Here is a 26,916-nt window from a genome sequence, read left to right on the forward strand (position 1 = left end):
CGTCGCCGTGCATGCGGGGAAAAAACGATTCGACTGGATTCGACGGGGCGCGCCGCGCACGGCGCACGCGCCCCGCCCGCACGCGCTCAGGCGGCGGTATCGAGCAGGAACGCGACCATCCGGTCGCAGACCCGCGCGAACATCTGCGTGCCCGTGACGGTCCGGCAGCCGCGGGCACGCGCCGCTTCGATGAACGGCGTGAGCGGCGGTTTCGTGACGACGTCGCCGACGAACGTGGTGGCCGGCACGCGCGACACGTCGACGGGCAGCGGATCGTCCGCCTGCATGCCCATCGGCGACGCATTGACGATCACGTCGAACGATTCGGGTGCGACGTCCGCGGCGGCGACGCGCACCGTGCCGCGTTGCAGCGTCGCCAGCCGGTCGACCAGCGACGCGGTGCGGGCGGCATCGTTGTCGCGCACGTCGAGCGACGCGACGCCCGCCGTCACCAGCGCATGGCCGATCGCCGAGCCCGCGCCGCCCGCGCCGACCAGCAGCGCGCGCTTGCCGCGCAGGTCGCAGCCCGCGTCGCCGAGCGCGGCGACGAAGCCGGTGCCGTCGAACATGCCGCCGTGCCAGCCGCCGTCGGCGGTGCGGCGCAGCGTGTTGGCCGCGCCGAGGAACGCGGCTTCGTCGGACAGGCTCGTGCAGAACCCGGCGGCGCTGAATTTGTGCGGCACCGTGATGATCACGCCGTCGACGTTGCGCATCGGCGTGATGCCCGCGAAGAACGTCGCGAGATCGTCCGGCGCGACGTGCGCGGGAACGACCAGTGCGTCGAGTCCGGCCTCGCGCAGCGCGGCCGTCACGCCCTTGGGCGAACGGACCTGCGCGATCGGATCGCCGACGATGAAGTGGACGCGGGTCGCACCGCTCAGGCCGTCGTCGAGCGAAACCGGGGTGGTCGGGGTCAAGGGGGCAGTCATGCTGTTTTCATCTCCTGGGTGGAACCGGCCTCGTTGTGTACGATGCCGAGCAATTTCGCCTGGGTGGCGGTGTCCTGTTCGAGCGCGACCGCGCTGCTCTCGTGCGCGACGCGACCATTGACGAGCACGTACGCGCGATCGGCGATCGGCAGCACCATGTCGGCCTGGTGCTCGACGATCACGACGCTCGCGCGCTCGCGCAGCTTGACGACCGCGTCGAGCACTTCCTGCACGACGGCGGGGGCGAGCCCTTCGAACGGTTCGTCGAGCAGGATGGCCTTCGCCGGCGCCATCAGCGCGCGCGCGATCGCCACCATCTGCCGCTCGCCGCCGGACAGGTGTTCGGCGCGCGCGTCCTTGCGCGTCGCGAGGCGCGGGAACAGCGCGAACATCTCGTCGACGCTCGCGCCGCCCTTGCGCGCGGCGAGCCGCAGGTTTTCGGCGACCGTGAGGTTGGGGAACAACCGGCGGCCTTCGGGCACCATCGCGAGGCCGAGGCGATTGATCTCGTGCGCGGGGCGCCCGGTGATGTCGTGGCCGTCGAACACGATGCGCCCGGCCGTGACGTCGGCCACGCCGGTCGCGGCGCGCAACGTCGTCGTCTTGCCGACGCCGTTGCGGCCGAGGATCGCGATCACTTCGCCTTCGTGAAGCGTGAGGTCGATGCCGTCGAGGATCGTGTTGCCGGTGTAACCGGCCTTCACGCCTTCGACGCGCAGCAGCGGGCGTCGCGCCGGCGCGGCGTCTTCTTGCTGCGCGCCGCGTCGGGCGGCCAGCCGCGCATCGACCGGCCGCTCGCCCTTCGCGTGGCCGAGATACGCTTCGACCACCTCGGGATGGCGCGCGACTTCGGCCGGCGAGCCGTCCGCGATCAGCCGGCCGCGATGGAGCACGCTGACGCGATCGGAGATCGTCAGCACGCGATCGATGTCGTGCTCGATCAGCAGCACCGCATGATGGTTCGCCAGCTCGCGGATGATCGCCGCCACGCGCACGCGATCGGCCTCGGCCAGCCCCGCGAGCGGTTCGTCGAGCAGCAGCAGGCGTGCGCGGGTCGCGAGCGACAGCGCGATTTCGAGCAGGCGCTGTTCGCCATGCGACAGGCTTTCGCAGTCGTGCGCCGCGCGCTCGTCCAGCCCGACCGCCGCGAGCAGCGACCAGGTCAGCGCATTCTGTTCGCCGAGCGTGTGCGCGTCGCGCCACATGCCGAGGCGATCGTGCTGCGCGGCCTGCACCGCCACGCGCACGTTCTCGAACACGGTGAGGTTGCGGAACACGCTGAGGATCTGGAACGAGCGGCTCATGCCGAGCCGCACGCGGCGGAACATCGCGAGCTTCGTCACGTCCCGGCCGTCGAATGTGATCGTGCCGGCCGTCGGCGAGAGCACGCCCGTCAGCATGTTGAAGAACGTGGTCTTGCCCGCGCCGTTCGGGCCGATGAAGCTGTGCAGCCGGCACGGATGCACGTCGAGGTCGATCCGGTCGGCGGTCACGAGCGAGCCGAAACGCTTCGACAGCCCGCGCACGCTCAGCACGGGCTTGCCGGAATCGGTGTCGATGCCGCCTGCGCGATACGGCGCGATCGTGTCGGGGCGCGCCGGAATCGTGTCCCGCACGAGGGTCCAGCGCGGGCGTCGCAGCACCCGCTGCACGATGCCGTGGATGCCTTCGGGCGAGAAGAACGCGAACGCGATGATGATCGGCGCGAAGATCAGCCACCAGTGCTCGGTCAGGCTGCTGAGCTTGTCCTCGAGCAGGATGAACGCGATCGCGCCCCACAGCGGCCCGAGAAACTGGTGGACGCCGCCGAGCACGGTCATCAGCAGGCTGTCGCCCGCATGTTCCCAGCTCAGGTTGTTCGCATACGCGCCCTGCAGCATCAGGCACAGCAGGCCGCCCGCGTAGCCGATCACGGCGGCCGAGATCACGAACGCGCGCAGCTTGAGCCGGTACGTGTCGTAGCCGAGGCTCGCCGCGCGCTGCTCGTTGTCGCGCAGCGCCTGCAGCGCCCGCCCGAACGGCGCGTGCACGAGGCGCCACAGCAGATACGCGATGGCGATCACCGTCACGCACGCGAACACGTGGAAGTCGACGGTCGTCGGGAAGGTCGGGCGCGGCACGTTCTGCAGGCCGTTTTCGCCGCCGGTCACGTCGGTCCACTTGAATGCGATCTCGAACGCGATCTGCGAACAGGCGAGGGTGAGCAGCGAGAAGTACAGCCCGCGCCGGCGCAGCACGATCGCGCCGATCAGCGCGGCCAGCACGGTCGTCACGATCACGCTGGCCGCCAGCGCGAGCAGCTCGTTGCCGAGCACGCGCAGCAGCGACACGGCGACCAGATACGTGGCCGTGCCGAAGAACACCGATGCGCCGAACGGCACGAGGCCCGTGTACGCGACCAGCAGGTTCACGCCCATCCCGTAGAGCGTGTAGATCGCGATCTGGGTCGCGCGCTCGAGCGGCGTGCCGGTCGCGGTGAGCGCGAGCGACACGAGGACGAGCGCGGTGGTCAGCACCGCAACAGGGTGGCGGGTCAGATAGGCGGGTTTCATTCGAAGCGCTCCCAGCGTTCACCAAACAGCCCGCGAGGGCGCACGAGCAGGACGAGTGCCATCAGCACGTACATGGCGACCGACGAGCCCTCCGGAAAGAACTGGACGGCCAGCGCGGTCACGATGCCGACCAGCAGGCCCGCGACCACGGCGCCGGCGAACGAGCCGAGCCCGCCGATCGTCACGATCACGAACGCGGGCATCACGGCGGTCGTCGCCATCCCGGGCGTGACCGTGACGAGCGGCGCGGCGAGCACGCCGGCGGCGCCCGCGAGCAGCGCGCCGAGCGCGAAGGCGCCGGTCAGCACGCGCGGCAGGTTGATGCCGAGCAGTCCGACCATTTCCGGATCGCGGCTGCCGGCGCGCAGGATCCGCCCGTACGGCGTGTAGTTCATGAACCACCACAGCACGACGAGGATCGCAACCGTCGCGGCGAGCACGAACAGCCGGTACTTCGTGATCAGCAGCGGCCCGTATACGAGAAAGCCGTTGAGCATCTCGGGCGGGCTGAACGGCAGGCCGCCCGCGCCCCACACGAGGCGCACCAGCGCGGTGAGCAGCAGCGACAGCGCGAACGTGACGATCAGGCTAAGCAGCGGCTCCTTGCCGTACAGGCGCCGGATGAACACCACTTCGATCAGCACGCCCACCGCCGCGACGAGCACCGGCGCGAGCACGACGGCGGCCCATCCGAACTGCGTCGACAGCGCGATCGCGAAATACGCGCCGAGCGCGAACAGCGCGCCATGCGCGAAATTCACGATGCCGAGCAGCCCGCAAATGATCGACAGTCCGATCGCGAGCAATACATAGAGGAATCCCAGCACCAGTCCGTTGGCGACTTGGGACAACAACATTTCAGCCATGCCCTTACTCCAGAGTGCGGCCCGTCGCCGCCGCGCCGCGGCCCGTCGTGACGGGCGAACGGCGGGCCGCGACGCGCGCGGGATACGCTTGGGGCCGTGTCGATTCGTGCGCCGCCGCGGCGGCGGCGCGCGGGCTCAGCGCGCGGCCATCCTGCAGCCGATCTCCTCGCGCGTGCCGAACAGACGGTCGAGGTCGGCGGGGTTCTGCGGCACGACGGAGATCGGGTCGAGCCAGTCCCATTTGTCGGCGATCCGGTCCTTCACCTTGAACACGCTCCAGCGCCGCAACAGCTGGTGGTCCCACGGGCGGAAGTACGCGGGGCCGCTGCCGTCGGTCATCCGGATGGTTTCCAGGCTCTGCACGATGTCCGCGCCGGACGTGCTCTTCGCGTGGTTGATCGCCTGCAGCAGCGCACGTGCCGTGAACCAGCCGATCCAGGCCTTGTCGGCCGGCGGCTTGCCGTACTTCGCCGTGTACTTTTTGACGAACGCGACTTCTTCCGGCGAATGGCCCGGCGAGCTGAAATGCCACGGCTTGCCGTAATAGCCGGTCGCCGCATCGGCGTTGATCGACCACAGATCCGAGTCGCCGATGATCGGGCACGCCACCGGGATCCGGCCTTTCATGCCCATTTCCGCGTATTGCTTCAGGAATGTCGACAGGTCGCCGCCCGGCAGCCCGAGCAGCACGACGTCGGGTTTCGACTGGCGGATCTTCAGGATGAACGAGCTGAAATCGGTGGTGTTGAGCGGCGTGACGTCGGCGCCGGTGATCGAGCCGCCCGACTGCTTCAGCAGGTCCGACATCGCCCGCTGAATGTCCTGCCCGTACGCATAGTTCGCGACGAGGAAGTGCCATTTCTTGCCGATCGCGAGCAGCGACGGCGCGAGCGCGCGGCACGCGACGGGTGTCGGGCTCAGCACGCGGAACGTGTACGGGTTGCAGCTGCTGCCGGTCAGCTCGCGCGCGGCGGCGTTCGGCGCGATGTAGGGCGTCTTGGTGCGCCACGCGACCGACGACATCGCCAGCGACGTGCCGCTGTTCGTGCCGCCGATCACCGCGATCGCCTTGTCCTGCTCGACGAGCTTCTGCATGTTCTGCTGCGCCGACTGCGGATTCGGTTCGTCGTACCAGACGAGATCGACACGCCGGCCGCGCGCCTGGTTGCCCGCGTCGTCGAGCGCGAGCTTGACGCCGTTCGCGATCACTTCGCCCTGTTCGGTCCATACGCCCTGCTTGGCCATCAGCAGGCCCAGCTTCAGCGGTTGCTCGCCCTGCGCGCGCACGATCGCCGGCGCGGCGAGCGCCGCCGCACCGCCCGCGAGCGCTTTGCCCGCGGTGACGAGCCACGCGCGGCGCGACAACGCCGGGCTGTCGGGCGCGTTCGCCGGGTGGCTGGAAAGGGTGTCGTTCTGCTCGTGCTGGTCAGTCATGTGTCTGGCCTCCTGTTTCCTGGTCAAGGGTCGATTCCGTGCGGTCCGTGGGCGGGCCGCGCGATACGTATCGAAATTTTTTGGTGAATTCTAGTTAGAAGTGGAATAGCATTCAACAATTAAAGATGGTTTCAATAAATCGGGGTATTCACTCGGTCGACCCGGAATGCGAGCGAACGACGCGATGCGGACGCCCCGAACAACGGAGATGACGAGATGGCAAGAAGACGGCTGGCAGTGATCGGTGCGGGCGCAATCGGGCGGATGCACGTGGAGCGCGCACGCACGCATGCGCAGGTGGACGTGGTGGCGATCGCCGATCCATCGCCGGCGGCCGAGCAGTTCGCGCGTGCCGAGGGGCTGCGCTGGTTCGCCGATTACGCGACGATGCTCGACGCGGTGCGCCCGGACGGCGCGATCGTCGCGACGCCGAATGCGACACACGTGGAGGTCGGCCTGGCATGCATCGCGCGCGGGGTGCCGGCGCTGATCGAAAAGCCGGTATCGGACAGCGTCGCAGCGGCGGCCGAACTGGGGCGCGCCGCACGCGAGGCCGGCGTGCCGCTGCTGGTCGGCCACCATCGCCGCCACAATCCGATCCTGCGGCGCGCGCGCGAGATCGTGCAGTCGGGGCGGCTCGGCAAACCCGTCGCGGCCAATGCGCTCGCGACGTTCTACAAGCCCAACGCGTATTTCGACGTCGAATGGCGCCGTCGCGCGGGCGGCGGCCCCGTGTTGATCAACCTGATTCACGACATCGACATCATGCGGTTCCTGCTCGGCGAGATCGTCGAGGTGCAGGCCCAGGCGTCCAATCGCGTGCGCGGCTTCGACGTCGAAGACACGGCCGCCGTGCTGCTGCGTTTCGACAGCGGCGCGCTCGGCACGCTGGCCGTGTCCGACTGCGCGGCCTCGCCGTGGAACTGGGATCTCGCGGCGGGCGAGGCCGCGCACTATCCGCGCCAGCAGGTGAACACGCATTTCCTGATCGGCACGGATGCCTCGCTTACGCTGCCGCAACTCGATCTGTGGGAATACCGCGGCGGGAAGGGCTGGCACGATCCGTTGACGGTCGAGCGCTGCACGCCGCATGGCGCCGATCCGTATCACGAGCAGTTGCGCCACTTCGCGGCGGTGATCGCCGGCGACGAAGCGCCGCTGTGTCCGGCCGACGACGCCGCGCGCACGCTCGCCGCGACGCTCGCCGTGCATCGCGCGGCCGCGACGCGCACGGGCGTGGCGCCCGCGGACGTCGCGGCGTAGCCGCGCGGACGGGCGCCGGCCTAGCGCTGGCGCCCGTAGAACGCCACCGTCTGCCGCAGGCCGTCGTCGAGTGCGGTGCGCGGCAGGCCGGGCAGCAGGCGCGCGAGCGCGGGGTCGTCGGGGAAGGCCGTCGCGATCGGTAGCGGCGGCCCGCCTGCATCAAGGTGTGCGCCCGGCACGATGGCCGCGATCCGCTCGATCAGCGTGTTCACCGGGGTGATCTCGCCCGCCAGCGTGAAGGCGTGCGCGCCGCCGATGTCGGCCAGCAGCGCGGCCTCGTAAGCGGCGGCGACGTCGTCGGCGAACACGAGGCCCGTCGTGCCGGTAAACGGAATCGTGTAGCGCTCGCCGCGCGCGGCCGCCCGGCACGCCAGGCTCGGCCCCGCGCTCGATCCGGTCTCGCGCCCGGCGCCGTAGACCACCAGCGGACGAAAGCCCACGCTCGCGATCCCGTGGTCGTGCCAGTACGCGCGCGCCGATCCTTCGCACGCCAGCTTGAACGCACCGTAGTGGGTTTGCGGTAGCGGCACGGCGCCGTCGTCGGGGCCGAACACACCGGCGCTGCTCGCGTAGAGCACGCGTCGCAGCCCGGCCGCGCGGGCGGCCTCGAATACGTTCAGCGTACCGATCAGGTTGACCTGCGCGCCGCGCACGGGGTCGGCCGCGCAGTCCGTCGTGAGGATGCCCGCGAGATGGATCGCCGCGTCGCAGCCGTCGAATGCGCGCGCCGTGGCGGTCGCGTCGACGATGTCGCCGGTGCGCCACTGCACGGCCGCGGCCCGTTCGGGCGCGAGCGCCTCGACGAGGCGCGGGTTCGTGCGCACGTCGAAACTCACGCATTCCATGCCGCGCGCCAGCAGCCTCCTGATGATCCATGCGCCGAGAAAACCGCTGCCGCCCGTTACCAGTACTCGCATTGCATTGCCTCCCTGTCGTCACAAAGTCTTTGCTAAACCCGATTTAATGGAATAGTATTCCACTTCGAAAGAACATTCCATATCGTCGCGATCGTGTTGCATCCGGCGCTGGAGACACTGAACGGGCAAGACTGAACATGAAGCGTGAACCGATACTCGATTGCGACGTGCTGGTGCTGGGCTCCGGCGCGGGCGGCCTCGCGGCGGCGGTCACGGCGGCCGCGCAGGGCTTGCGCGTGATCGTCGCCGAGAAGGAAGCCGTGTTCGGCGGCACGACCGCGTGGTCGGGCGGATGGATGTGGATCCCGCGCAATCCGCTCGCGACGCGGGCCGGCATTCGGGAGGACATCGCGGTGCCGCGCGCGTATCTGAAGAACGAGCTGGGCGCGCAGTTCGATGCGGCCAAGGCCGATGCGCTGCTCGAACGCGGCCCGGAGATGATCGAATTCTTCGAGCGGCATACGGCGCTGCGCTTCGTCGACGGCAACCGCATTCCCGACTTCCACACCACGCCGGGCGCTGGCACGGGCGGGCGCTCGGTTTGCGCGATGCCGTTCGACGGTCGCGAGCTGGGCCCGCTGATCGACCGGTTGCGCGAGCCGCTGTCGGTGACGACGCTCAAGGGGATGGCGCTCGCGTCCGGCCAGGATCTCGCGCATTTCTATCGCGCGACGCGCTCGCCGAAGTCGGCGCTGCATGCCGGCCGCCGGCTGGCCGCGTTCGCGTGGCACATGCTGCGCTACGGGCGCTCGATGCATCTGGTCAACGGCAATGCGCTCGTCGCGCGCCTGCTGAAATCGGCCGTCGATCGCGGGGTCGACCTGCGCACGCATGCGAAGGCGATCGGCCTGCTGCGCGACGACGCGCGCGTGACCGGCGCGCGCGTGGCGATCGACGGCATCGTGCACGAGGTGCGCGCGGCGCGCGGCGTCGTGCTGGCTTGCGGCGGTTTCCCGCACGACCCGGCGCGGCGCGCGCAGACGTTCGCCTATACGCCGTCGGGCCGCGAACACTGGTCGGCGGCGCCGCTCAGCAATACCGGCGACGGGATCCGGCTCGGCGAATCGATCGGCGCGCATTTCGACCGGTCGCTCGATGCGCCGGCCGCGTGGGCGCCCGTTTCGCTGGTGCCGCAACCGGGCGGCGACGCCGTCGCGTTTCCGCACCTGATCGAACGCGCGAAGCCGGGCGTGATCGCGGTGACGCGCGCGGGCAGGCGCTTCGTGAACGAGGCATCGTCGTATCACGACTTCATTTCCGCGCTGCTCGACACGACGCCGGCCGGCGAAGAAGTGTGCGCGTGGCTCGTCTGCGACCATCGCTTTCAGCGGCGCTACGGGCTCGGCTTCTCCAAGCCGTTTCCGTTTCCGACCGGCCCGTACCGGCGCTCGGGCTATCTGAAGCGCGGCGCGACGCTCGATGCGCTCGCGCGCGAATGCGGCATCGACGCGGCCGCGTTGGCGGACACGGTATCCGCGTACAACCAGTATGCGAAGCAGGGCAGCGATCCGGCGTTTCACAAGGGCTCGACGCCGTACAACCGCGTGCAGGGCGATGCCGACCGGCAGCCGAACCCGTGTCTCGCGCCGATCGACGCGGGGCCGTTCTACGCGGTGAAGCTGTTGCCCGGCAGCCTCGGCACGTTCGCGGGCCTGGCCACCGACCGCGATGCGCGCGCGCTCGACGTCGCCGGCCGGGCGATCGCCGGCCTCTACGCGGTCGGCAACGATGCGGCCAGCATGATGGGTGGCTGCTATCCCAGCGGCGGCATCACACTCGGCCCGGCGATGACGTTCGGTTATCTCGCCGGCCTTTCTCTCGCCGACGCCGCGCCCGAACCCGCGCGTGCCGGCATCGATTCATCCTCGAGGACAATGCAATGACACTGTATGACGTGGTGACGCTCACGGTGAAGATCGGCGCGAACGCGCAGGTCTTCGAAGGGATTCAGGCCAGCGGCGATCCGCAGGGCGGCAAGCTGCTCGGCGCGTGGTACTCGGACATCGGCACGCTCGGCCAGGTGCTGGTGCTGCGCGGCTACGAATCGGAGGCCGCGCTCGTCGCCGAGCGCAAGCGGATGCTGCTCGAAGGCAATCCGTTCGGCTGCGGCGAATCCATCATCGACGTGAAGACGGCCAGCTATGCGCTGTTCCCGTTCCTGCCGCCGATCGAGCCGGCCGTGCACGGCGGCATCTACGAGATGCGCGTGTACGGCACGAAGCTCGGCAGCCTGCAGCATACGATCGACGTGTGGGAACAGGCGGTGCCGGCGCGCACCCGGCGCTCGCCGCTGGTCGGCGCGATGTATGCGCTCGACGGCGACACGCCGCGGTTCCTGAACATCTGGCCGTATGCGAGCGTGGACGAGCGTTCGCGCATTCGCGCCGAAGCGGTCAAGGACGGCATCTGGCCGCCGAAGGGCGGCCCGGCCCATCTCACGACCATGGAATCGACGATCTGCGTGCCCGCGCCGTTCTCGCCGTTGCGCTGAACCTGCCGTGTGTTGCGCCATGACGCTCAAGGAGACGATATGACCCAGCCTCAACCCCGCGCGCTGTCGCTGTCGGCGCTGACCGTGCTCGAACTGAGTCCGCCGCAGATGGTGCAATGCGCCGTCGACGCGGGCTACGACTATGTCGGCTTGCGACTGCTGCCGGCCACCGACACCGAGGTGCGCCACGAGATCGTCGGCGATACGCGGCTCAAGCGCGAAACGCTCGCGGTTCTGCGCGATACGGGCATGCGCGTGCTCGACGTCGAGATCGTGCGGCTGAAACCCGAGACCGACGTGACGCATTACCTGCCGATGCTCGAAACGGCGGCGGAACTCGGTGCGCGCTACGTCCTCGTGGCCGGCAACGATCCCGACGAAGCGTGCACCGTCGACCGGTTCGGCCGGCTGTGCGACCTGGCCGCGCCGCTCGGCCTGTCGCCGTCGTTGGAGCCGATGCCGTGGACCGACGTGAAGGACATCGGCGCCGGGGCGCGCATCGTCGACGCGTGCGGCCGGCGCAACACCGGGCTGATCGTCGACCCGATCCACTTCGATCGTGTCGGCTCGTCGCTCGACGCGTTGCGGGCGTTGCCGCACGCGTACTTCGGCTACGTGCAGTTCTGCGATGCGCCGGCCGAGCGGCCGACCGACGTCGACACGCTGCTGTTCCAGGCACGCTGCGCGCGGATGGTGCCGGGCGAAGGCGGGCTCGATCTCGCGGGCCTCCTGCGCGCGCTGCCCGCCCACTTGCCGGTGAGCGTCGAGGTGCCGAACGAAGCGTGGGCGAAGACGACGCCCGCCGTCGAGCGGGCGCGCCGCCTGCGCGAAGCCACCGTTGCCGTAATCGACGCGGCGGCCGTGCCGGCCTGAGCACGCGTCGGCCGCCTGCGCGGCCCAACGGGCCCGATCGGCGCCGGGCATCGTGCCGGCGCGCGGATCGGGCATTCGACACGACGACAAGAACAACATTTCCGGAGACATCCGCATGACTTCCTCGCAGACGGCCCGCAAGCCGAAGCAGACCATTCAGGATCGCGAATCGAAAGATGCGCGCTCGCTCGACGTTCAACAGTTTCTCGATACGCGGCCGGTGGGCGCATTCCAGTGGCTCGTGCTGCTGTTGTGCATGCTGATCGTGATGCTCGACGGGCTCGACACGGTGATGATCGGCTTCATCGCGCCGTCGATTTCCAGCGCGTGGTCGATTCCGCGCGACGCGCTGGGCCCGGTGATGAGCGGCGGCCTGCTCGGTCTCGCGTTCGGCGCGCTCACGGCCGGCCCGATGTCCGACCGCTTCGGCCGCAAGACGGTGATGGTCAGCGCGGTGCTGTGCTTCGGCGTGTGGAGCATCGCGTCGGCGTTTGCGACCGGCGTGGTGTCGCTGACGGTGCTGCGCTTTCTGACCGGCATCGGCCTGGGCGCGTCGATGCCGAACGCGGCCACGCTGATGGCCGAATATGCGCCGCCGCGGCGGCGCGCGCTGATGGTGACGGCCGTGTTCTGCGGCTTCACCTTCGGTGCGGCAGGCGGCGGCTTCGTGAGCGCGTGGCTGATCGAAACGTGGGGCTGGCATTCGGTTCTGCTGCTCGGCGGCGTGCTGCCGATCGCGTACGTGCCCATCCTCGTCAAATGGCTGCCGGAATCCGCGCGCTATCTCGCGCTCTCGGAGCAGCGCCGCGTACGGCTCATCGGCGTGCTGAACCGCGTGCAGCGCGGCGTTGCCGACGCGCGCACGCGCTTCGTGTCGGCCGAGCCGGTGCGCGAGGCGCGCAGCCCCGTCCGCGCGATTCTGTCGCGCGAACATGCGTTCGGCACGGTGATGCTGTGGATCTGCTACTTCGCGGGCTTGCTGACCGTGTATCTGCTCGGCAACTGGCTGCCGACGCTGATCCGCGGGCTCGGGTTTTCGCTGGCCGAGGCCGCGATCGTCGGCGCGCTGTTCCAGGCGGGCGGCACGGTCGGCTCGCTGCTGATCGGCTGGCAGATGGACCGCTTCAATCCGCACGCCGCGCTCGGCGCGACCGTGCTCGCCGGCGGCGCGCTGGCCTGGTACATGGGCGTGTCGGCCCATCCGTTCACGGTGATCTGCGTGCTGGCGTTCGGCATCGGCTACTGCATGAACGGGTCGAATACGGGCTTCTGCGCGCTGGCGGCCGGCTCCTATCCGACCGAAATGCGGGCCACCGGGACCAGTTGGATGCTCGGCGTCGGCCGCTTCGGCGGCATTGCGGGTGCGATGCTGGGCGCGGCCATGCTCCATGCGAACTGGAGCTTCGGCCAGGTCTTCGCGGCGCTTGCGGTGCCGGCGGCCGTGGGCGGCGCGGCGGTGCTGCTCAAGGGCGCGCGCCATCGCGGCACGTTCGTGGCCGTGAGCGGGGCGGTCGGCCATTGACGGCGGGCGCGGCGTTGCGGCCGCGGTCGCGGCGCCGCGCAAATTCGCTTGAATTCCAGTATGGAATTGTGTTCTTATTTGACATTCACCATACGGACGAGAAGGCGCCATGGCAGGAAATCTCGAGCGTGCGCTCGCAGTGCTGGAATTGCTGGCAAAGAACGGCGGCCGCATGCAGTTGGCCACCATTGCCGATACGCTGAACATTCCCCGCAGCGGCACGCATCGTCTGCTGTCGATGCTGATCGACGAAGGGTTCGTGCGTCAGGACGAAGAGCACGGCGAGTACATGCTGGCGCTGAAGCTGGTGTCGCTCGCGCTGATCTACCTGTCGACGAGCGGGGTGTTCGACATTTCCCAGCCGGTGCTCGATCGCCTGGCCGAGTCGTCCGGCGAACTGGCGCGGCTCGGTGTGGTCGAGGACGATCACATCACGTTCGTCGGCAAGGCGCAGGGTGCGAAATCCGGCCTGCGTTACGACCCGGACATGGGCAGCCAGCCGCCGCTGCATTGCACCGCGAGCGGCCAGGCTTGGCTCGCGACGCTGCCCGACGAGCGCGCGATCGAGCTGGTGTCGAAGCAGGGCGGGCTCAGCGCGAAGGCGCAGAACGTGCCGCGCGCGCCGAAGACGATCCAGCAGTTCCTGAAGGACCTGAACGGCGCGCGCGCGCGCGGCTACGGCGTGGCGATCGAGACTTACGAGATCGGCATGACGTCGCTTGCCGCGGCGGTGCGCAACCCGGTCACGGGCGAAGTGGTCGGTATCGTGAGTCTGGCCGGCCCTACGAGCCGCCTGCCGGAATCCCGGCTCAAGGAACTCGCGCCGTTGCTGCTCGAAGCCGCGTCGGACATGAGCGCGGCCACGCTCGGTTCTCCTTGGTTCAAACATGCGGGCGCGGGCAGCGTGCCGGAGAAGCTGGAACCGGAACCGGCGAGTGCGCCGAAAACGCCGACGCGCAAGCGAGCGGCGAAGTAGCAACGACGCGCACGGCGGTATCGAAACGCTCGTTTCGTCAGAGGGCGACGCGGCCGACGTGTCGCCGATCATCCGCATGCGCAGGTCGTTCGACGTACCGGGCCACCGGTGCGTCGGTACGAGATTCTCTAGCGCCGCATTTCTTCCGCCATTGAGCGCCGCGGCCGCTTCAGGCCGGGCGCGTCATCTCGAGCAGTTCGTCGATGAATGCCGCTCGTTGCCCGGGATTGAGCGGACGCAATCCGCACACCTCATCGAACCACAGGCCTTCCACGGCGAAGCGGATGATGTGCGCGGTCCGCTCCGGCAGTTGGTCGCGGCCCAGCAATTCCGCCCAGCGCGCAGCATGGCTCGCATAGACGGGCAGCAGGCTCGGCTCGAGCAACAGGCTTCCGATCACGGCCGACAGGCTTTTCCCCTCCAGCGCCTGCTCGGAACTGGCGATGATGTACGCACGCGTCCATGCACCGGGCTGTCCGTCGGCAAGCGCGGCATCCGTGACGGCCTGCTCGAACGTCGACGCTTCGAAGTGCAACAGGCCGGCCAGAAGCTCCGACTTGTTCGCGAAATGGTAGAGCAGCCCGCCTTTGCTGACGCCGGCAACCGCCGCCGCTTCGGCTAGGGTAAGTCCCAGGATGCCCTTGTCCTGGAGAATTTTTCGAGAAGCTTCGAATATTTTTCTCTTGGTTTCGCCAATGTCGCTATCGATGTTCTCTTTCATTGGGTTCCTGTGGGATCGACTACCGAAATCGTCCATACCGGCTGGACGGTGCATTATACAAATTCCGTTTGCGATTTTTTTTGGTTTCGCTACTGTACCGGCTGGACGGTTCAGTTCGAATTCGCACGATGCGAATCGCCGTGATCCACTGCATGGCCGGAACGACGAGTATGCAAACCAGCTTTCAGGATGTAGACGCGTGCCCTGCGCGCGTTGACGAAGTGTTGACGCTTGCGGGGGGGAGGGTCCAGGGCAGCCGCATTGGCGAGAGCCTGCGATTCCTTGGCATACCTTACGGATTGCCGACGAACGGCATGTTGCGATTCAGGCCGCCGATTGCGGCGCCGGCGTGGGACGGCATGCGCGATTGCCGCGCCTATGGCGATGCCTGTCCGCAGGTCAACGACGACTTGCCGGCCTGGCAGTTCGACGGCGCACACTCGGCGGACTGTCTCAACCTGAACGTGTGGATGCCCGCCGACGCGACGCCGGGCGATCGTTTGCCGGTGCTGGTGTGGCTGCATGGCGGCGCCTATCTGTCGGGTTCCGCGAACCTGCCGCTGTACGACGGCCGGATGCTGTCCGACGAACAGCAGATGGTCGTCGTGTCGATCAACCATCGCCTCAATGCGTTCGGCTACCTGTATCTCGACGACAGGGACGACGGCGCATCGAGTACGGCCAATCTCGGACAACAGGACATCGTGCTCGCCCTCGAATGGATCGCGGCGAATATCGCGGCGTTCGGCGGCGACCCGGACAACGTGACGCTGTTCGGCGAGTCGGGCGGCGGCGGCAAGATCTGCGCGCTGACGATGATGTCGTCGGCCCGCGGGCTGTTCCACAAGGCCGTGATCCAGAGCGGCGCGTTCGTCGTCACGCTGTCGCGGCAGCAGGCGCGCGAGCGGGCCGATGCGTTTCTGGCGCTGCTCGGCGCCGACGCGCGCGCGCTCGTCGATCTCCCGGACGAGCGGATGCTCGCGGCCGCGCGGCAACTGATCGAACGATACGGCTATACGGCGTTCTGGCCGGTCGACGATGGCGTCGTCATCGATGCGTCGGGCGGGCGGCACACGGCGGTGCCGATGATGATCGGTACGACGCGGCACGAGGCGGCGTATTTTCTGGAGCCGCGGCTGCTCGAACACGGCCCGCTCGACTGGCGCGATCACCGTCGCGCGTTGGAGCGCGGCCTCGGCCCGTTCAGCCTCGGTCCCGACGATGCGACGCAAGCCGCCGCCGCCGCCGAGAGCACGCACGCGGACGCACCCGGTACGATCGGCCGCGATCTGACCGACATCCTGTTCTGGATTCCCGCCATGACGCTGGCGGAACGCAACGGCCGCCATGCGGACACGTTCATGTATCGCTTCGACTGGGAATTCGCGTGTTGCGGCGGCCGTTACTCGATTCACGGCGCCGAGATTCCGTTCGTGTTCGGCACGCTCGATTACGCGCTGCCGGCCTGGGATCCCGCCGATTTCCCGCACGCACGCTATGCGGCCGACGCGGGCGACGAACGATTCGCGCTGGCCGCCCGCATGCGGCGCGCGTGGGCCGATTTCGCCCGATTTGGCGATCCGTCCGCTCGCGCCGCCATGGCGTGGCCGCGCTACACGCCGGCGTCGCGTTCGACACGAATCTTCGACCGGATCTGCCGCATCGAGGACGACCCCGATGCCGCGCGCCGGCGCGCATGGCGCGCCGAGCACGCGAGCTCGTGATGCATTTCACCTTCATCGACAAGGAACCCACATGGAGACTTCAGCGACAACCCCGGCATCGGCGCCTTCACGGCCTTTGAACTGGATCGCCATCGTATTTTTCGTGCTCGCCACGAACGGGCCGCTCACCAGCCTCATCGGATGCGTGCCGTATGGCGTCGCGTACGGCAACGGCATCGGCATCGCCGGTTCCTATCTGTGCGTCGGACTGATCTACCTGCTTTTCTCGGTCGGCTTCACCGCGATGAGCCGTCACGTCCGCAATGCCGGCGCGCTGTACGCATACGTCGGGCAAGGTCTCGGCCGGCCCGCGGGCGTGGGCGCCGCGTTCATGGCCGTGGCGTCCTATTTCGTGATCACGCTCGCGTGCTATGCGCTGCTCGGCTTCTACATCAGCTACTTCATCAGCAGCCTGACCGGCATCGCCGTGCCGTGGTGGCTCAGCACGCTGTGCGCGGCGGCCGTGGTCCACGTGTTCGCGATCAACAACGTGCAGTTCAACGGCGCCGTGCTGTTCCTGCTGATGATCGTCGAGATCGGGCTGATCGTCGCGTTCAACATCAAGGTGGCGGCCACCGGCGGCGGCGTCGAGCACTTCAGCCTCGCGCCGCTTCATCCGGCGAACGTCTTCACCGGGAAGTTCGGCACGTCGCTGGTGTTCGTGGTGGTGGCCTACATGGGCTTCGAGACGACGGTGATCTACGCGAACGATGTCCGGAACCCGGGCCGCTCGGTTCCGATCGCGACCTATGTGAGCGTCGCGGTCATCATGGCGATCTACGTGGTGTCGACGGTGCAGATGTCCAACGCATTCGGCTATGCCGAGGTCGTCGCCCTCGCGGTCAAGTCGCCCGCGGATCTGTGGTTCGCCGTGACGGAGCGGGTGCTCGGCAAGCAGATGGTGGTGGTGACCAATGCATTGCTGATCACCAGCATGCTGGCGGCGATCATCAGCTTCAACAACGCGACCGTGCGTTACTGGTATTCGCTCGGCCGCGACGGCATCGCGTTCAAGTCGCTCGGGCAGCTGAGCGCGAGGAAAGGGCTGCCGATCCGGGCCGCGAACATGCAGTCCGCGATCATGATCGCCCTGATCGTGGTGTTCGCCGCCTACCGTGTCGATCCGGTGATGGTGATCGCGCCGTATCTCAGCATTCCGTCCGCCATCGGGATCGTGTGCGTGCAGGCGCTGACGGCGCTCGCCGTGATCCGGTTCTTCGCGGCCCGACGCGAGCGCGACACGCCGTTCATCCGGTGGGCCGTCTTTCCGGCGGTCAGCTTTGCCGGGTTCGGCTACTTCCTGTACGCGATGATCGGCAACGTGTCGCTGATGGCCGGTACGTCGTCGACGATCGTGTCCATACTGCCGTGGACGACACCGGCGGTCGCCGGCGTGGGCGTGGTTTTCGCCGCATGGCTGCGGCATGCGCGGCCCGAGGTTTATACGCGGCTCGGGCGATTTCTGAACGAGGGCTGACCGGGTCGACGATTCCGGGAACGATATCGATCCATTAATTTAGGTATCCATATGAACAATGCATGTCGGCGGTTTTCAATATTGATGTCGGGCGGGCTGGCGTGTGTGGCCGCCGTCGGGCTTTCGACACGCGATGCGGCAGCGCAGAGCAGCGTCACGCTGTACGGGATCGTGGACGCGGGCGTCACGTGGGTCAGCAATGCCGGCGGTGCAAAGCAGGTGAAGTTCGACGACGGCATCTCGTACTTCAATCGGCTTGGCTTCAAGGGCGACGAAGATCTGGGCAACGGCCTGCATGCGGTATTCACGCTGGAATCCGGCTTCAGTCTGGGCTCGGGGCGCTTCTACGGCGGAGACGGATTCGGGCGGCTCGCGTTCGTCGGGCTGAAAAGCGAGCAGGGAACGTTGACGTTCGGCAACCAGGCCGACATGACCAACGAGTTCGTCTATCTGTACGATATCCCGTCGTGGGGGAGCGGCTACGCAATCGGCATGGGGGATTTCGCGAGGATGGAGGGCGATCACCTGACGAACGCGGTCAAATACCTGTCGCCGGACATTCACGGGCTGACCTTCGGCGGCATGTATGCGTTCGGCAACGTGGCGGGGAATTTCCATCAGGGAAGCGGATGGAGCGTCGGTGGGCGCTATACACACGGGGCCTTCAACGCGGGCGCCGCGTATACGGTGCTGAACAATCCGTCGGGGAGCTATGCGTTCGATCCGTATGCGATGCTCGGCACAGATACGTTTCTCGGGCAGCCGGTTGCGGCACGCGCGTCGGGCGGCGGTACGCCGGCCGACCTGTATGCCTCGACGCCGTTCCCGGTCGACCGCCAGGCGACGCTCGGCGTCGGCGCCGCGTATACGATCGACAAGCTCACGTTGTCCGGGGACTTCACCTATACCGGGATCAAGGCGTTCGGCAAGGCTTCCTACATGCGGGAGTTTCAGGGCGGAGCAGGGTACAACTTCACGCCGGCGCTGATCCTTTACGGCGGCGTGCAGCATACGCGCTTCGAAGGTCATCACTGGAACCAGGCGTCGCTCGGGCTGCACTATTTGCTGTCGGCGAGGACCGATGTTTACCTCTCCGGCGATTACCTTCGCGCGTCGTCGGGTGTCGACGCGGTCATCGGCTACAGCTTCACGCCTTCGTCGACGCAAACGCAGGCGGATGTCCGGATCGGGATGCGGCATTCGTTCTGACGGGCGTCGTGGGCGACAAACAGGAAAACGGCGGTGTCGTCGAACTGACCGAGGAGGTGCCGTACGTCGCCGTCGCGGCCAACCATCCGCTGGGCAGGAAGCCGTCGCCCGGCATCGCCGACCTGAAGCATGAAACGTGGGCCATCGACTCGACGTCGAGCGTATTCGGCGACTGCATCGCCGGCTTGTGCCGTCGTGCCGGGTACGAACCGCATATCAACGCCAAGTGCCGCGGCTTCGAGAGGGGCGGCGCGATGCCGACGTCGGGCGCGATCACGCGCACCCGTCCGCACGGCCGGCAGAAACACTGAATTCCTTATGCCGATTCATCGTTAGGCGGACGGCCACCCGCGCGTTACGCTGACGGTTTTGCGCGCCCGCGGCGGCTGCCGGGCGCGCCGATCGTCACTTACCCGCGGAACAGGAACATGGAATATCGGCAGCTTGGACGCAACGGCATCAAGATCTCCACACTCACGCTCGGCACGATGATGTTCGGCGGCCCGACGTCGGAAGCCGACGCGCGTCGCATCATCGACAAGGCATTCGAGCAGGGCGTGAATTCGATCGATACCGCCGACGTCTATGCGGACGGCGAGTCCGAGCGGATCGTCGGCCGCGCGATCGCGTCCCGGCGCGACAGTTGGGTGCTCGCGACCAAGTTCGCGAACCCGCAGGGCGCGGGCCCGAACGACCGGGGCGCATCGCGCAAGCATGTCGTGCAGGCGGTCGAAGCCAGCCTGGCGCGCCTGAACACCGATTACATCGACGTGCTGTATCTGCATCGCGAGGATCACGACACGCCGGTCGAAGAGACCGTGCGCGCGCTGGGCGACCTGATCCGCGCCGGCAAGCTGCGCTATTACGGGCTGTCGAACCATCGCGCATGGCGGATCGCGGAGTTCAGTCACATCGCGCAGGCGCTCGGCATCGACGGCCCCGCCGCGAGCCAGCCGCTCTACAACATCGCGAACCGGCAGGCCGAAGCCGAGCAACTGACCGCCGCGCATCGCTACGGGCTGGGCGTGATTTCATACAGCCCGCTCGCGCGCGGCGTGCTGACCGGCAAATACGAACCGGGTGCGGCGCCGTCGGACGATACGCGCGCCGGCCGTAACGACCGGCGTCTGCTCGAAACGGAATGGCGGCCGGAGACGATCCAGCTCGCGAGGCGCGTGCAGGCGCATGCGCACGCGCGCGGCGTGCCGGCCAGCCAGTTCGCGCTCGCGTGGGTGCTGAACAGCCGCTACATCACGTCGACGATCGCCGGGCCGCGCACCGAGGCGCAATGGGACGACTATCTGCCGGCGCTCGATTACCGGCTCGACGCCGACGACGAGGCCTTCGTCGACGCGCTCGTGCCGACCGGGCATCCGTCGACGCCGGGCTTCAACGATCCGGGCCACCCGTTCTTCGGCCGCGTGCCGCGCACCGGCGGCGCGCAGCGCTGACGGCGCGGCTATCCCGGCGAACGCATGACAAAAGCTGAAATCGGCGTTTCGCGCGCCGGGCGTGCGTTCTTATACTTTTCGCATTGCCCGCGCGGCCGCGCCGGTCGTATCGGTCGCACCGCCGGCAGCGATCTCCCTGCATCGCGCGCGTGCCCGCCATCGCTTCCCGGCGATGCGCGGCGCCATCGCGCCGCGAACCGACCTTCGCAAAGGACACCCGAATGAATGCCCCTCACGTCTTCGATGCGCGCGACCGCCTGAGCGACGCGCTCGCCGCGTTGCCCGAGCTTGCCGCCGCGATCGGCGTGGATGCCGCGCAGCGCGAGGCGCGGCGCGAACTGCCGTTCGAAGGCTTCCAGCTGTTTCGACGCTCCGCGCTCGGCGTGCTGCGCCTCCCGGTCGAACACGGCGGCCTCGACGGCACGCTCGTCGACCTGTTCGACGTGATCGCCACGCTCGCCGCCGCGGATTCCAATCTCGCGCACGCGCTGCGCATCCATTACGACCAGACCGAAACGCTCCGCCTGTCGCCACGCTCGCCGTTCCACGACGTGCAGCTCGAGCGCGCGCGGGCCGGTGCGATCTTCGGCGGCGCATCGACCGAGCGCGGCACGTCGCGTCCGGGCGAGAACACGACGGTACTGCGCAAGGATGGCGAGCACTACCGCGTGAGCGGCCGCAAGTACTACTCGACCGGCACGGCGTTCGCGGATTACGCGCGCATCAACGTGGTGGACGAGACGGGTACCTCCGTTGCCGCGATCATCCCGGTCGGGCGCGACGGGCTGCAGATCGCCGACGACTGGGACGGGATGGGCCAGCGGATGACGGCGAGCGGCAGCCTGCTGCTCGACGACGTGCAGGTGTTTGCCGACGAAGTCGCGCACCGCGACGGCACGACGCTCGTCGGCCGTCACACCGGTGCGCTGCGTCAGCTCCATCTCGTCGCGGTCGGCGCGGGGATCGTCCGCAACGTCGTGGCCGATGCGCGCCACTATGTGGTGCAGCATGCGCGTCCGGCGCTGCACAGCCCGGCGCCGTCCGCGCGCGAGGATCTGCTGATTCAGCAGGTGGTCGGCGATCTGTCCGCGCATAGCCATGCGATCGACGCGCTGGTGCGCGAGAACGCGCGCGTGCTGGACCGTTCGGCGGACGCGATTCTCGCCGGCGCGCCGGATGCCGAGGCGCTCGTGCTCGATGGCGCGCTGGCCACCGCGCGCACCCAGCTCGTCGTCAGCAAACTCGCGCTGCATGCGGCGGAGCGGCTGTTCGAGGTCGGCGGCGCATCGGCAACCGGGCGCGTGCACAACCTCGATCGCCACTGGCGCAACCTGCGGACGATCTTCAGCCACAACCCGCTGCTGCACAAGGCGCGGGTCGTCGGCGACTACGAGCTGAACGGCGTGACCACCCACCTGACGGAAGGGCGGGTGTTCTGATCCCGGCGGCCACGCCGGCCGCGTGTCACGCGCCCGTGCCCGGCGATGCACGTCGCCGGGCCGTGGCGGCCTTTCCGCACGGCGATGCCGCGCGGCGTCGGGGCAGGGCAACGCAACGCGGCTACCGGCGTTGCGTCACCGGTCGGGTATCGTGTCGTGCGCGGTGGCGGCGTCAGTGCCGCAATCCGGCTTCGCGCAGCAGCGGCAGCACGCGCTCGCCGAAGAAATCGAGATCGGGCTTGAAGTCGTAGAAGCTCAACTGCACGCCGTCGATGCCGGCGCGATGCAGGCGCACGATGTAGTCCGCGACTTCCTCGGGCGACCCGGTGATCGAGATGTTGCCGCCGATCGCACGGGCGGCGGCCTGGGCGCGTTCCTCGAAGCCGCCGCGCCACGCGTGCGCGTCGCTGTCGAAGCGGTGGAAACTGCCTTCGTCCGCATGCGCGACGATCGCGTCGCGGTATGCGCGCGCTTCGGCCGGCGTTTCGCGGCAGATCACGAGCGGATTGATCAGCGTGCGAATCGTCCGCCCGTGGGCCGCTGCGGCGGCTTTCACGCGCGCGGCGTGAGCGGGCAGCGCGGCCAGCGCGCGATCGATGTCCGGCCCGGCCGGGCTCGTGATGAACACGACGTCCGAATAGCGCGCGGCGAACGCGATGCCGGCGTCGGAGCCGGTCGCATTGATCAGCAACGGGCGGCCGTAGCGCGGCTTCGGCGTGACGAACGCACGGTTCAGGCGCCAGCTCGACAGCGCCGGCTCGAAGCTGAAGTTCTCCGGCTGGGCCCACAGCTGCTGCACCGCGTCGAGGAATTCGGCGGCGAGATCGTAGCGCCGGTCGTGCTCGATGCGGTGCCATCCGAACATTTCGTGCTCGATCGCACGATGGCCGGTCACGACGTTGATCCCCCAGCGTCCGCGCGAAATATGGTCGAGCGTCGCCGTGAACTTCGCGAAGTGCAGCGGATGCCACGGCCCGTACAGCACGTGGCTCGTGGCGGCGAGAATGATGCGCTCGGTGCGCGCGGTCAGCGCGGCGAGCGTCATGAACGAGTCGAGCGCCTGCCCGTCGAACACGCCGCCGTATCCGCCCTTCGGCAGCCACTGCGACAGCGCGAACACGAGGTCGAAGCCGAGCGCCTCGGCCTTCTCGACGAGTGCGGCGTTGTAGTCGAACGACCAGTCGGTGCCGCGCGGCAGCGTCGACGCGCTCCAGCCGCCGGCCTGGATCGGCAGGAACAGCCCGAGCATCAGCGGCTGCGCGAACGCGCGCGACACGGGGCTGTCAGGGTAGGCGGCCGGCGAACGGACGTCGACGAAGGAAGACGGGGCGGCCGGCGCGACGCTGCGCTCGGCCAGTGGGGTGTCGCTCACGATGGGTGTCCTGTGCGGTGCGTCGCGCGGCATGCGCGATCGTTCGAACGGCGAAAGCGGCGCTGCCGCGACGGTGCCGCGCGCAACGCGAAGTGCTGCGCTTGCGCGCCCGAAAAGTTAAGCATGCGAAGCATCGAATCGCCAAAGAACGAATTCTGATTTTCAATTGAGCGAGCCGGGCGCGCGGCTCATGCGGCGAGCCAGACGTCCGCGAGCGTGCCGTTCAACCCGGTGGCGGTCGTCGTGTGGTCGCGCACGCGGCGATTCGCGATCGTCACCTGCCTGAGCGCGACGAGGTTGATATCCGGCAGCTCGTCTTCGACGATGCGCTGGAAGCGCTGGAACAGCTCGACCCGCTTTGCGGCATCCGGCTCGACGGCGGCGGCCTCCAGCAGCCGGTCGACTTCCGGGTTCGCATAGTGCGAGCCGTTCGAGAACGGCACGCCACGCTTGAAATTCTTCGACCAGTACAGCCGCTGCACGCCCGCGGTCGGATCGAAGAAATTGCCCATCGAATTGTTCGTGAAATCGAACGCGCGATCCGTATATACGCGGCGGATATAGGTCGGAAAATCCTGCGCGCGGATCGTCACGTCGATCCCGACGCGCGCCAGCGCGGATTTCACGTAATCGGCGACGCGCCGGAATCCGTCGCCGTACGGCAGGAAATCGTGCGTGAGCGCGAAGCGCTTGCCGTTGGTGCCGCGCGGGTAGCCCGCCGCGTCGAGCAGCGCTTCCGCGCGCCGCGGATCGAACGGATACGGCGACGGGCGCGGGTCGTGGAACGGCGAGCCGGGCGCGATCGGCGTCGGCGAGTCGACCGCGTAGCCGTACCAGATCGTGTTGCGGATCACCTTGCGATCGAGCGCATGCGCGATCGCCTGACGCACCGGCGGCTTGCCGAGCACCGGATGGTCGAGGTTGAACTCGATCCGCGTCTGCGTGATCGAGTATTCGTAGCCGCGCGTTTCCAGCTCGAGCGTCGGGTTCGCGCGCAACCGCGCGAGTTCCGACAGCGGCACCGGGCTCTCGCCGCCGAGATCGACCGCGCCCGACTCGAATGCGACCGCGCGGGCGGCGGAATCGGGGATGAACTTGACGATCAGCGTGTCGATGTACGGCTTGCCCGCATCCCAGTAGTCCGGATTGCGTTCGTACACGACGTGCGAGCCGCGCACCCACTCCTTGAAGCGGAACGGGCCGGTGCCGACCGGCGCCTGGTTGTTCGGGTGCGACGCGACGTTCTGCGCGGTCGCGTCCTTGTACAGATGCTTCGGCACGATCGGCGATTCGGCGGCGTCGAACGCGCGCAACAGATACGGCGACGGCTTCGACAGCACGACCACGACGGTCCAGTCGTCCGGCGTGCGCAATTCGGCGACGTTCGCGAACGTGCCGCGGCCGCGCGGATGCGCGCCCTTCAGCAAGCCGATCGAGAACGCGACGTCGGCCGACGTGAACGGTCGGCCGTCATGCCACTTGACGCCGCGGCGCAGCGTGAAGCGGTATTGCAGCCCATCCGGGCTGACCTGCCACGCGGTCGCGAGCTGCGGCTTCGGCTGCAGATCGAAGCCGTATGCGAGCAGCCCTTCGTTCGTCTTGGCGCTGGTCTTCAGCGTCGAGCCCGCCGTGTTCGCGATCGAAAGCAGCGTCGGCGGTTCCGGCTCGACAAGGAGCGTGAGCGCGCCACCGCGACGGGGCGGCGCGCCGGCCGCCCGTGCATGGGGCACGGTGAACGAAAACGGAGCGGCGGCGATTAGCGAGCCGGTCAGCGCGACGAAGCGGCGGCGATCATGACGTGCCATGGGCGATAGCGGTAGGGGCGAGTGAAGGGTGGCCACATGGTGCGTCGTTCGCGGCGGCCGCCGAACCAAGCATTTTTGCTATGGATAGCACGCATGGGCAGGGTGCCGCGCGGGCGCCGGAAGCGGTGCGTCCGCGGCGGAGCGAGCCTGTCACCGCGCCCGGGCGTCATAACGATAGCTGCAACGATTGGTTCGCTCGTCGGGATCCGGTTGCTAGGATTTTTCGTCCGCCTGCCGTGTTCGACGCGCACAGGCTTCACATGATCCCGGCAACCGGAACGTTATCGAATGGCACGTCTGACCCGTCGCGAGTTTCTCATTGCATCCGGCGCCGCACTCGCGGGCCCGGCCCTGCCGTCGGTCGCCGCGACGCAGGCCCCCGGCGGCGCGCGGGCGCGCGGCGGTACGCTGAACGTGCTGATCAATCCCGAACCGCCGGTGCTGGTGTCGCTGTTCCAGACGACCGGGCCGACGCTCGCCGCAAGCTCGAAGGTGCACGACGGCCTGCTCGCGTACGACTTCGACCTGCAGCCGAAACCGCAGCTCGCGACCGCGTGGCAGGTCAGCCCGGATGGGCTGCAATACCGCTTCACGTTGCGGCGCGGCGTCAAGTGGCATGACGGCCGGCCGTTCACGTCGGCCGACGTCGCGTTTTCGATCGGCCTGCTCAAGCAGGTGCATCCGCGCGGGCGCAGCACGTTCGCGAACGTGACGAAGGTGCTGGCGCCCGATCCGGCCACCGTCGTCGTCGAGTTGTCGAAGCCGGCGCCGTTCCTGATCCGCGCGTTGTCGGCCGGCGAGTCGCCGATCGTCGCGAAGCACCTGTACGAGTCGGGCGACCCGCTGTCCAATCCGCACAATCACGCGCCGGTGGGCACCGGCCCGTTCCGCTTCCGGTCATGGACGCGCGGCGCGAGCATCGTCTACGAACGCAACCCGGACTACTGGGACGCCGGCAAGCCGTACATCGACGCGCTCGTGTACCGGGTGATCCCGGATCCCGCCGCACGCTCCGCGGCCTTCGAGACGGGCGCGCTCGACCTCGGCGGCGAGAATCCCGTTCCGCTGACCGACCTCGCGCGCCTGACGCAGTTGCCGCACCTCGCCGTCGAGACGCGCGGCTACCGCTTCCTCGCGCCGCAGTCCGAAATCGACTTCAATCTCGATCACCCGATCCTGAAGGATCGGCGCGTGCGCCAGGCGATCGCGCATGCGATCAACGTGCAGGTCGTGCAGAAGACCGTGGCCTACGGTTACGCGGACGTGTCCACCACGCCGATCACGCCTGCCTCGCCGTATCACGACGCGCAACTCGCGCCGGTTCCGTTCGATCCCGCCGCGGCCGGGAAGCTGCTCGACGCGGCGGGCTACCCGCGCGGCCCGGGCGGCACGCGCTTCGCGCTGACCCACGACTACCTGCCGTACGGCGACCTGTATCGCCGGCAGGCCGACTACGTCAAATCCGCGCTGGCGCGCATCGGGATCGACGTGACGGTCCGCTCGCAGGATCTGCCGTCGTTCCTGAAGCGCGTGTACACCGATCGCCAGTTCGACTTCACGAGCATCGGCGTGAACACGCTGTTCGATCCGAGCGTCGGCGTGCAGCGGCTGTACTGGTCGAAGAACATCCGGCCCGGCGTGCCGTTCTCGAACGCGCCGCACTACAGCAATCCGGACGTCGACCGTCTGCTCGAAGCGGCCTCCGTCGAAATCGACGAACGCCGCCGCGTCGTGCTGTACCGGCAGTTTCAGGAAGCGGTCAGCCGCGACCTGCCGATCCTGAACCTGATCGCACCGCGCATGGTGACGCTCGCGAATCGCCGCGTGCACGACCACACGGTGACGGCCCAGGGGCTCGAAGGCAATCTCGCCGACGTGTACCTGAGCGCCTGACC

General features: G+C 68.3%; 21 protein-coding genes. 13 read left to right on the top strand and 8 right to left on the bottom strand.

Annotated elements, in window-relative coordinates; genetic code table 11:
* Positions 1-86: 86 nt before the first annotated feature.
* The 4 genes from BME24068_RS07915 to BME24068_RS07930 form a co-directional block, all read right to left on the bottom strand.
* Positions 87-929, bottom strand: a complete 843-nt coding sequence (locus tag BME24068_RS07915) for a shikimate dehydrogenase family protein (RefSeq protein WP_174925696.1) — start codon at positions 927-929, stop codon at positions 87-89.
* Complete coding sequence (locus BME24068_RS07920; protein ID WP_174925697.1) at positions 926-3,481, bottom strand: branched-chain amino acid ABC transporter ATP-binding protein/permease; 2,556 nt, start codon at positions 3,479-3,481, stop codon at positions 926-928. Before BME24068_RS07920 ends, BME24068_RS07915 begins: the two co-directional genes overlap by 4 nt.
* Positions 3,478-4,347, bottom strand: a complete 870-nt coding sequence (locus tag BME24068_RS07925) for a branched-chain amino acid ABC transporter permease (RefSeq protein ID WP_098553467.1) — start codon at positions 4,345-4,347, stop codon at positions 3,478-3,480. Before BME24068_RS07925 ends, BME24068_RS07920 begins: the two co-directional genes overlap by 4 nt.
* A gap of 135 nt (positions 4,348-4,482) precedes the next feature.
* On the bottom strand, positions 4,483-5,781 hold the full coding sequence (locus tag BME24068_RS07930) for an ABC transporter substrate-binding protein (RefSeq protein ID WP_174925698.1): 1,299 nt from the start codon (positions 5,779-5,781) through the stop codon (positions 4,483-4,485).
* A gap of 216 nt (positions 5,782-5,997) precedes the next feature.
* Here BME24068_RS07930 and BME24068_RS07935 point away from each other — a divergent pair, with 216 nt between their 5' ends.
* Entirely contained in the window at positions 5,998-7,044 is a 1,047-nt protein-coding gene (locus tag BME24068_RS07935; RefSeq protein WP_174925699.1) for a Gfo/Idh/MocA family oxidoreductase, read from the top strand.
* Between the two features lie 20 nt (positions 7,045-7,064).
* Here the strand turns inward: BME24068_RS07935 and BME24068_RS07940 are convergent, their stop codons facing one another.
* A complete protein-coding gene (locus BME24068_RS07940) occupies positions 7,065-7,961 on the bottom strand; it encodes an NAD-dependent epimerase/dehydratase family protein (protein ID WP_174925700.1) in 897 nt (298 codons plus the stop codon).
* 137 nt (positions 7,962-8,098) lie between these two features.
* Here BME24068_RS07940 and BME24068_RS07945 point away from each other — a divergent pair, with 137 nt between their 5' ends.
* The 5 genes from BME24068_RS07945 (at position 8,099) to BME24068_RS07965 (ending at position 13,823) form a co-directional block, all read left to right on the top strand.
* A complete protein-coding gene (locus tag BME24068_RS07945) occupies positions 8,099-9,844 on the top strand; it encodes an FAD-dependent oxidoreductase (protein ID WP_174925701.1) in 1,746 nt (581 codons plus the stop codon).
* A complete protein-coding gene (locus BME24068_RS07950; protein ID WP_096504514.1) occupies positions 9,841-10,452 on the top strand; it encodes an NIPSNAP family protein in 612 nt (203 codons plus the stop codon). The genes BME24068_RS07945 and BME24068_RS07950 overlap by 4 nt, the downstream gene beginning before the upstream one ends.
* A gap of 39 nt (positions 10,453-10,491) precedes the next feature.
* Positions 10,492-11,325: a sugar phosphate isomerase/epimerase family protein gene (locus BME24068_RS07955; RefSeq protein ID WP_174925702.1), complete on the top strand. Its 834-nt coding sequence runs from the start codon at positions 10,492-10,494 to the stop codon at positions 11,323-11,325.
* 115 nt (positions 11,326-11,440) lie between these two features.
* Entirely contained in the window at positions 11,441-12,847 is a 1,407-nt protein-coding gene (locus BME24068_RS07960) for an MFS transporter (protein ID WP_096504510.1), read from the top strand.
* 109 nt (positions 12,848-12,956) lie between these two features.
* Positions 12,957-13,823, top strand: coding sequence for an IclR family transcriptional regulator (locus BME24068_RS07965; protein ID WP_096504508.1), 867 nt, complete (start codon positions 12,957-12,959; stop codon positions 13,821-13,823).
* A 169-nt stretch (positions 13,824-13,992) separates the two neighbouring features.
* On the opposite strand, the gene BME24068_RS07970 is transcribed toward BME24068_RS07965, so the two are convergent.
* Positions 13,993-14,544, bottom strand: coding sequence for a TetR/AcrR family transcriptional regulator (locus BME24068_RS07970; protein WP_096504506.1), 552 nt, complete (start codon positions 14,542-14,544; stop codon positions 13,993-13,995).
* 170 nt (positions 14,545-14,714) lie between these two features.
* Here BME24068_RS07970 and BME24068_RS07975 point away from each other — a divergent pair, with 170 nt between their 5' ends.
* From BME24068_RS07975 to BME24068_RS08000, 6 genes are all read left to right on the top strand, one after another.
* Positions 14,715-16,268, top strand: coding sequence for a carboxylesterase/lipase family protein (locus BME24068_RS07975; RefSeq protein ID WP_174925703.1), 1,554 nt, complete (start codon positions 14,715-14,717; stop codon positions 16,266-16,268).
* 76 nt (positions 16,269-16,344) lie between these two features.
* Positions 16,345-17,745, top strand: coding sequence for an APC family permease (locus BME24068_RS07980; RefSeq protein ID WP_239007701.1), 1,401 nt, complete (start codon positions 16,345-16,347; stop codon positions 17,743-17,745).
* A gap of 84 nt (positions 17,746-17,829) precedes the next feature.
* Positions 17,830-18,954, top strand: a complete 1,125-nt coding sequence (locus BME24068_RS07985) for a porin (protein WP_239007702.1) — start codon at positions 17,830-17,832, stop codon at positions 18,952-18,954.
* Between the two features lie 8 nt (positions 18,955-18,962).
* A complete protein-coding gene (locus BME24068_RS07990) occupies positions 18,963-19,265 on the top strand; it encodes a LysR substrate-binding domain-containing protein (protein WP_174925706.1) in 303 nt (100 codons plus the stop codon).
* 117 nt (positions 19,266-19,382) lie between these two features.
* Positions 19,383-20,405, top strand: a complete 1,023-nt coding sequence (locus BME24068_RS07995; RefSeq protein ID WP_096504498.1) for an aldo/keto reductase — start codon at positions 19,383-19,385, stop codon at positions 20,403-20,405.
* A gap of 221 nt (positions 20,406-20,626) precedes the next feature.
* On the top strand, positions 20,627-21,844 hold the full coding sequence (locus BME24068_RS08000) for an acyl-CoA dehydrogenase family protein (protein ID WP_174925707.1): 1,218 nt from the start codon (positions 20,627-20,629) through the stop codon (positions 21,842-21,844).
* A 172-nt stretch (positions 21,845-22,016) separates the two neighbouring features.
* Here the strand turns inward: BME24068_RS08000 and BME24068_RS08005 are convergent, their stop codons facing one another.
* Positions 22,017-23,219, bottom strand: coding sequence for an LLM class flavin-dependent oxidoreductase (locus BME24068_RS08005; protein ID WP_420887527.1), 1,203 nt, complete (start codon positions 23,217-23,219; stop codon positions 22,017-22,019).
* A gap of 185 nt (positions 23,220-23,404) precedes the next feature.
* Entirely contained in the window at positions 23,405-25,021 is a 1,617-nt protein-coding gene (locus tag BME24068_RS08010; RefSeq protein ID WP_174925708.1) for an ABC transporter substrate-binding protein, read from the bottom strand.
* Between the two features lie 288 nt (positions 25,022-25,309).
* Here BME24068_RS08010 and BME24068_RS08015 point away from each other — a divergent pair, with 288 nt between their 5' ends.
* On the top strand, positions 25,310-26,914 hold the full coding sequence (locus tag BME24068_RS08015) for an ABC transporter substrate-binding protein (protein ID WP_174925709.1): 1,605 nt from the start codon (positions 25,310-25,312) through the stop codon (positions 26,912-26,914).
* The last annotated feature ends 2 nt before the right edge of the window (positions 26,915-26,916 follow it).

Source organism: Burkholderia anthina (assembly GCF_902498995.1).
Lineage (GTDB): Bacteria > Pseudomonadota > Gammaproteobacteria > Burkholderiales > Burkholderiaceae > Burkholderia > Burkholderia anthina.